The organism is Bradyrhizobium sp. P5_C12 (assembly GCF_054049735.1).
On record NZ_JBFULU010000099.1, the window covers coordinates 1 to 6,550 of the forward strand.

Annotated in this window: 5 protein-coding genes; 4 read left to right on the forward strand and 1 reads right to left on the reverse strand. The window is 62.1% G+C overall.

The window, feature by feature from the left end; all coding sequences use genetic code 11:
* Positions 1 to 19: 19 nt before the first annotated feature.
* Positions 20 to 2,542 carry an arylsulfatase gene (locus tag ACXJMY_RS37455; protein ID WP_456624373.1) on the forward strand — a complete coding sequence of 841 codons (2,523 nt, stop codon included), beginning with the start codon at positions 20 to 22 and terminating at the stop codon, positions 2,540 to 2,542.
* A 449-nt stretch (positions 2,543 to 2,991) separates the two neighbouring features.
* Here the strand turns inward: ACXJMY_RS37455 and ACXJMY_RS37460 are convergent, their stop codons facing one another.
* Positions 2,992 to 4,053 carry a Cj0069 family protein gene (locus ACXJMY_RS37460; RefSeq protein WP_456624374.1) on the reverse strand — a complete coding sequence of 354 codons (1,062 nt, stop codon included), beginning with the start codon at positions 4,051 to 4,053 and terminating at the stop codon, positions 2,992 to 2,994.
* 445 nt (positions 4,054 to 4,498) lie between these two features.
* Between ACXJMY_RS37460 and ACXJMY_RS37465 the strand changes: the two genes are divergently transcribed.
* The 3 genes from ACXJMY_RS37465 to ACXJMY_RS37475 form a co-directional block, all read left to right on the forward strand.
* The gene (locus ACXJMY_RS37465) at positions 4,499 to 4,732 is read left to right on the forward strand and encodes a hypothetical protein (protein WP_456624375.1); all 234 of its coding nucleotides are present in this window, start codon (positions 4,499 to 4,501) and stop codon (positions 4,730 to 4,732) included.
* Between the two features lie 49 nt (positions 4,733 to 4,781).
* A complete protein-coding gene (locus tag ACXJMY_RS37470) occupies positions 4,782 to 5,726 on the forward strand; it encodes a DUF1259 domain-containing protein (RefSeq protein WP_456624376.1) in 945 nt (314 codons plus the stop codon).
* A 639-nt stretch (positions 5,727 to 6,365) separates the two neighbouring features.
* Positions 6,366 to 6,550 (forward strand): hypothetical protein (locus ACXJMY_RS37475; RefSeq protein WP_456624377.1); only part of this gene is annotated, 185 nt, incomplete at its 3' end.

Below are 6,550 nucleotides of genomic sequence, written 5' to 3' on the forward strand. Positions count from 1 at the left end.
GCAGTGGAGGGAGCAGACCATGAAGACCAAGCCAAGCTTTCAGATCGGTACGGTCGCGATGTTGGCGGCCGTGTTGTTGAGCTCGACGGCGGTGGGGGCCTTCGCCCAGCAGCAAACCACCGGGACGCCCGGCTCGCCGAGCGCCACGACCACGATCGATGGCCGCTATCTGCCGCCGCCGCCCGCGCCGTTCCAGGGCGAGATCAACCTGAACGCCCTGCAGTCGAAGGCGGCCTGGCCAGCGCGTGTGGTGCCGCCGAAGGATGCGCCGAACATCCTCCTGATCATGACCGATGACGTCGGTTTCAGCGCCCCTTCGACCTTCGGCGGGGTCATTCCGACACCGACCTTGGATCGGATCGCGGCAAACGGGCTGCGCTACCCGAATTTCCACACCACGTCGTTGTGCTCGCCGACGCGCGCCGCCCTCATCACCGGCCGCAACCATCACTCGGAAGGCTTTGGCGTGATCTCGGAGCAGGCCACCGGATTTCCCGGCTACAACAGCGTCCTTCCGAAGGACACCGCCACGATCGGCCGCATTCTGCTGGAGAACGGATACCGCACCTCGTGGTTCGGAAAGGATCACAACACGCCGACCTACCAGACCAGCCAAGCCGGCCCGTTTGACCAATGGCCGACCGGAATGGGTTTCGAATATTTCTACGGTTTCATGGGAGGTGACAGCAGCCAGTGGACGCCGATGCTCTTCCGCAACACGACACTGATCGCACCATTTGCAGGGCGTCCGGAGTGGAACCTGATCACCGCCATGGCCGATGAGGCCATCAGTTGGGTTGACAGACTGAACTCCATCGACCCGTCGATGCCATTCCTTCTGTACTACGTTCCGGGCGGCACGCATGCGCCGCATCACCCGACACCGGAATGGATCAAGAAGGCCACGGATCTTCACCTGTTCGACAAGGGCTGGAACGATCTTCGCGATCAGATTCTCGCAAACCAGAAGAAGCTCGGCGTGGTTCCTCAGGACACCAAATTGACGGCCTGGCCTGATGATCTGCTGAAAAAGTGGGACGTGCTGTCGGCCGACGAGAAGAAGCTGTTTATCCGCCAGGCAGACGTTTACGCCGCGTATCTCATGTACACCGACCACGAGATCGGCCGCGTCGTCCAGAAGGTGCAGGATATGGGCAAGCTCGACAACACGCTCATCATCTTCATCAGCGGCGACAATGGTGCGAGCGCGGAAGGAACGGTGAACGGCACGTTCGCCGAGCTCGTCCCCTTCAACGGCATCAATCCGACGGTCGCCGAAAATCTGAAGTTCTACGACGCCTGGGGCAGCAACGAAACGTACCCGCATTACGCGGTGCCGTGGGCATGGGCGTTCGACTCGCCGTTCAAGTGGACGAAGCAGATTCCGTCATTCTTTGGCGGCACGCGCAACGGCATGGCGATCTCCTGGCCGGCGCGCATCACCGACAAGGGCGGCATTCGCTGGCAGTTTCATCATGTGATCGACGTGGTGCCGACGATCCTGGAGGCTACCGGCATTCCCGCACCCGTCATGGTGGACGGCATCGGGCAAAAGCCGATCGAGGGCGTCAGCCTGGCCTACACCTTCGACAAGGCGAACGCCGATGCCCCGACGCGACACCGCACCCAGTACTTCGAAATGATGGGCGTGCAGGGTCTGTACAATGATGGCTGGATGCTGAGCGCGATTCCGATCCGTACGCCCTGGGATCTGGCCGGCAAGGCGGTCGAGGATCCGGCCAGCGCCTTCAAGTTCGAACTGTATAATGTGAGCAAGGACTGGTCGCAGACCACCGATGTCGCAGCCGCCAATCCGCGTAAAGTGCAGGAGATGAGGGACCTGATGTTCGGCGAGTTCGCCAAGTATCAGGTGCTGCCGCTGGATGCTTCGGCGGCGACGCGACTGGCTTCGGCGCGTCCCTCGGTGACGGCGGGACGGAAGGTGTTTACCTATTCGACGCCGATAACCGGTCTGCCCGACCCGGTGGCGCCGCAGCTCCTCAACACGTCCTACACCATCACGGCGGATGTCGACGTGCCGCAGGGAGGCGGCGAGGGCTCGATCGTCGCCGAAGGCGGGCGATTCGGCGGCTATGGGATGTACCTTCTGAAGGGCAAGCCCGTCCTCACCTGGAACCTGCTCGGTCTCGACCGCGTCCGCTGGGAAGGCCCGCAAGCGCTTTCGCCCGGCAAGCACACCATCGTGTTCGACTTCAAGTACGACGGTCTCGGCTTCGCCACGCTTGCCTTCAACAACATGAGCGGCATTGGCCGTGGCGGCACCGGAACGTTGACCGTGGATGGCAATGTCGTTTCGACGAAGAAAATCGAGCGCACGGTGCCGCTGATTCTGCCAGTTGACGAAACCTTCGACGTAGGCTCAAAAACCGGCACGCCGGTGGATGATAGGGATTATCAAATCCCGTTCACGTTCACGGGCAAGATCAACAAGGTGACGATCTCCGTCGAGCCGCCGAAGCTGACGGCGGAGGACGAGAAAAAGCTGGCGGATGCGTATCGCGCCGCGCAGGACGCGAAGTAGCCGGCATGGTTGCGCACCAGCCGGGGGCGGCACAGCCCTCGGCTGGCCATCGAGATGGACGGCTTCCCGCCTCCGTTGCTGATTGCCGGAAGCAAAAATCCTGCGTCGGTCGTTGAGCGTAGGTCCGCTTGTGGCCCACAGCGTCCAGCCTCCACGCTTGCCTTGGCGTCTGCTGCTGGAGGTGGACCGGACGTCCTCGCAGCATGATCCAATCGACGCGAATGGCCCAAATCGGACATGCGGCTCATTTCTCTGATTCCGCATCCACCGGCGAAGTTTACGTCGATAATGGACTTTTTTCAGAGCGGACCAATGCGTGACGCGACCACCGACCGAATATCGCTTTGGGACCGCGCTGGTCTGGTCAGCGGGCTTGCGCCATACTGTGAATATCGACCGGCTTCCTGTGATGCTGAAGGGATGGCGAGCGGTGAGACCGGGCAGGGACTTCACCCGGTCCCCGAAAGTCGGTGCATCACCGTCCGTGCGATCGCCGCCGGGGCCTGGTCGGGAATCGCGAAGCAAGAGCTCGCGTTGATTTCGCACAGGACGTAGGTGTCGTTACCCGCCGCATCGCGCGGCCCGTACAGGAAGTCCGCGTCCCAGATCACCGGGAGCGACCGCTCATCGATGCCGAGCGTGTCCATCATCTGCGGCGTCCATATGTCCTCCATCGATCTTCGGAGCGCCTGGAATTGCGAGGCGTCGGGTCCGTGCATGATCCGCGGCCCCGGCTGGGCCTCGGGCGAGTCCACACCTTCCGGCGGCGGCGGGATCAGGGCCTTGATCAGCTGGTGCCCGAAGCCTGCGACCTTGGATCCGCTCATATAGCAGCGGATCATTCCGTCGGGCAGGCGGGGTTGAAAGGCCTGGTCGATGATGCAGCCGCCCCAGCCGAAATAGGGCTCGCATCGCGCGAGCAAGGCGTCGAGCGGCATGTCCTCGGGCAGGCTGCCGCGTTGCGCGTGGAGCACCCGAACCATGCTGTCCGCGTTGGGCAGTGCCTCCACCTTCCAGACCCCTTGGCCTCCATTGCCCCGATTTTGCTTCAGCACGCGGGGCCCGTTGGTCCGAAGGCGCGACGCAAATTCGGCGCGGAAGGCCGCAGCGGTGTCATAGCGATGCGTATCGGCGCCCCATCCGAGATGACGCGTTCGGTAGAGCACCTCCTTGACGCCCATCTTCAGGATGATGTCGGGATGCGCGCTCACCCACGGGCCTTGCGCCGCAACGTCGCGAAGCAGGGCATCGAGATCCGCGCGCGTCTTGCCCTGATGGATCGGATCGACCCAGACGAGCACACCGCCGACCGAGAGCAATTGATCGCGGACGGCGTCGGCGAAGGTCTCGTCGTAGATGACCGGCCGGGCTTCGATGCCGATAGCGGCGAGTGCTTCGAAAACGCGGACGAAACGGCTGTTCTGCGCGGTTGCGTCCCGGCGTGCGGCCGCGTCTCCGCGTGAGAGGATGGCGACGATGTGTCGGGGGGAAGGGTGTCGTTCGGTGTCCATGCGCAAGCTCCACGAGTGGCGTGCTGCGCAGAGCTTGGACCGAAGCCTCACGGGGAGTCTGCTTTGTCCCCACATCGGCAAGTCTACGTGAGATGATGCTCACGTTTCAAGACGGTCGTTGGCGTGGTTCCGTTCGAACGGTGAACTCTTCGTGACGCTCGTCACGGCCGGTTGACAGCTCCGCCCCCGCGGCTTCTATTCCGGGTACCGGGGATGTGCGATCTCCTCGCGAGGCGACATGCCCAAGAATCGCGTCCTGATCACCAAGGGCGCAGCATGTCATCATACATTTCGATTTCATTCGACAGATTGTCTCCACTTATCGGCACGGCGGCCGCGCCGACGCGCGTTGATGCCTGCGTCCTGTGGTGCCTCGTGGACACCATGGAGGGGCAATCGCGAAACTGACTTCACCTGGGGCCGGGACACAACCAGGAGAACGATCATGCGAATACGGACAATCATTCGCACCGTCCTATTGCTGGCTACCGCGGGCGGGCTCTCGACTGTACACGCGCTGACACAAGAAGAACTCGTCGCCAGGATCCAGGCGGCCGGCTACTCGCAGGTCAGCGACATCAAGTCGACCGCCGAGGGGACGACCGCCAAGGCCGTGAAGAACGGCAAGGAGGTGCGGCTGGTCGTCGACAGCAGCGGCCAGGTCAAAGAGCAAAAGTGAGACGCTGACGGCTCGACAGCCCGGAATGCCAGCTCAAGGGAGCAGAACCATGCGAAAGACAATCTCGGCGCTGATGGGCATCGGCGCCTGCTTGTTCGCGACGAGCGCAAGCGTTCAGATGGTCGATGGGCGAGCGTTCACCGAACTATTCGTCGCAACCGCTCATGCGCAAGATGCCGATTGGCAGAAGGTCGATGAGACACTGGGCCGAAAGGCGGCCGTCACCGGCGACGTCCATCGCTACGGCTTTCCGCGCACCGACCTGACGGTAACGCTTGACAGCGTAACCATCAAGCCGGCACTCGCGCTTGGCGGCTGGGTCGCGTTCAAGCCCGCGCATGGCGGCGTCATGGCGATGGGCGACCTCGTGCTGCTGGAGTCCGAGATCAATCCTGTGATGGCGAAGATGATCGCAGATGGGCTCGAGATCACCGCCGTTCACAACCATCTGCTCGGCGCGAGCCCGGCGACGTTCTATATGCACGTGGCCGGGCATGGCGATCCGGTCAAGATCGCGGCAGCCATCCGGGATGGGCTTGCCGAAAGCAAGACGCCGCTGTCGGCAGTGGCTCCGGCGGCCCCTCCACCTGCCGTCGCTCTCGATACTGCGCAACTCGACCACATCATCGGCGTCAAGGGGCAGGCCAACGGCGGCGTCTATCAGTTCAACGTTCCACGCCGCGATCCGGTGACCGAAGAAGGGATGCAGTTGAGCCCCGTCGGTCCACTGGGCGTCGCAACCGCCATCAACTTTCAACCGACCGGCGGCGGCAAGGCGGCCATCACCGGCGATTTCGTCATGACCAGCGGCGAGGTGAACCCCGTGATCAAGGCGCTGCGATCGCATGGCATCGCCGTGACGGCTCTCCATAGCCACATGCTGGACGAACAGCCGCGCCTCTTCTTCATGCACTTCTGGGCCAACGACGACGCGATCAAGCTTGCCAACGGCCTGCGTGCCGCGCTCGACAAGACGGCCAGCACGAAAAGCTGACTTTGGAAGGGGAGCGATGCGACCATTTCGAAAAGAGCCGCTTGGATTTCGATCGGCTTCACCGCACACTGGCACAGGAGATTAATGGATTTCGGCGGGTATTGAATGGTCCAGATGAGGCGTCGCGCCGGGCGAATGGGAGCCCGGAAAATCTACGAAACCCTCAGGGACCAGATCATGGAGCGGGTGTACGGCGTTGACGGCATGCTGCCGTCGTCCCGCGCGCTCGAGGACGGTGTCCGCTTCGAGATAGAAGCGGTTGTCGTTTGGAAACGCGGCGATGACCGCTAAGGGCCAACAGCAGACTTAAACGGTCTGCAAACCTTATTCCTGGAGAGGCGCGAACCTAGGCGACGTTGTGTTACCATGGCGAGCATGTTTCGCCTCAGAATCCCGCCCACTGTTCTGCTCGTCCTTATCGTTGGGGGCGCGTCCTGCATTTTCGTGTTTTTCGGCCTCTATCTACTGATCGCGCTGATTGCGTTGAACCTGGCCTGCCTGCTGTTGGCCCCGATCGCCAGACGGCGCGGATGGGGCGCTGAAGGGCGGCTCACGAGACATCTCAGTCGTCCCCAGTTCGAGGACGAAAGCCGCAGAGCCAGTTAGGTGCGAGAGCGTACGTAACCCTAATGAGGAGGGATGACTATTTCGGAGGAAGTCCGAGTTTGGCGGTTACGAGCGCGAGGCTTTGCGGCTGCTGGAGTTCTATGTTTTGCCTTGATTTTCTTGCTGAAGATTCTCGATCCAACCGAGTTCGCGAAAAGCTCGATTGGTCCGCTTGTTCTGGTGCTCGTCTCTCTTTGGTTGTACGGGCTATATTGCAC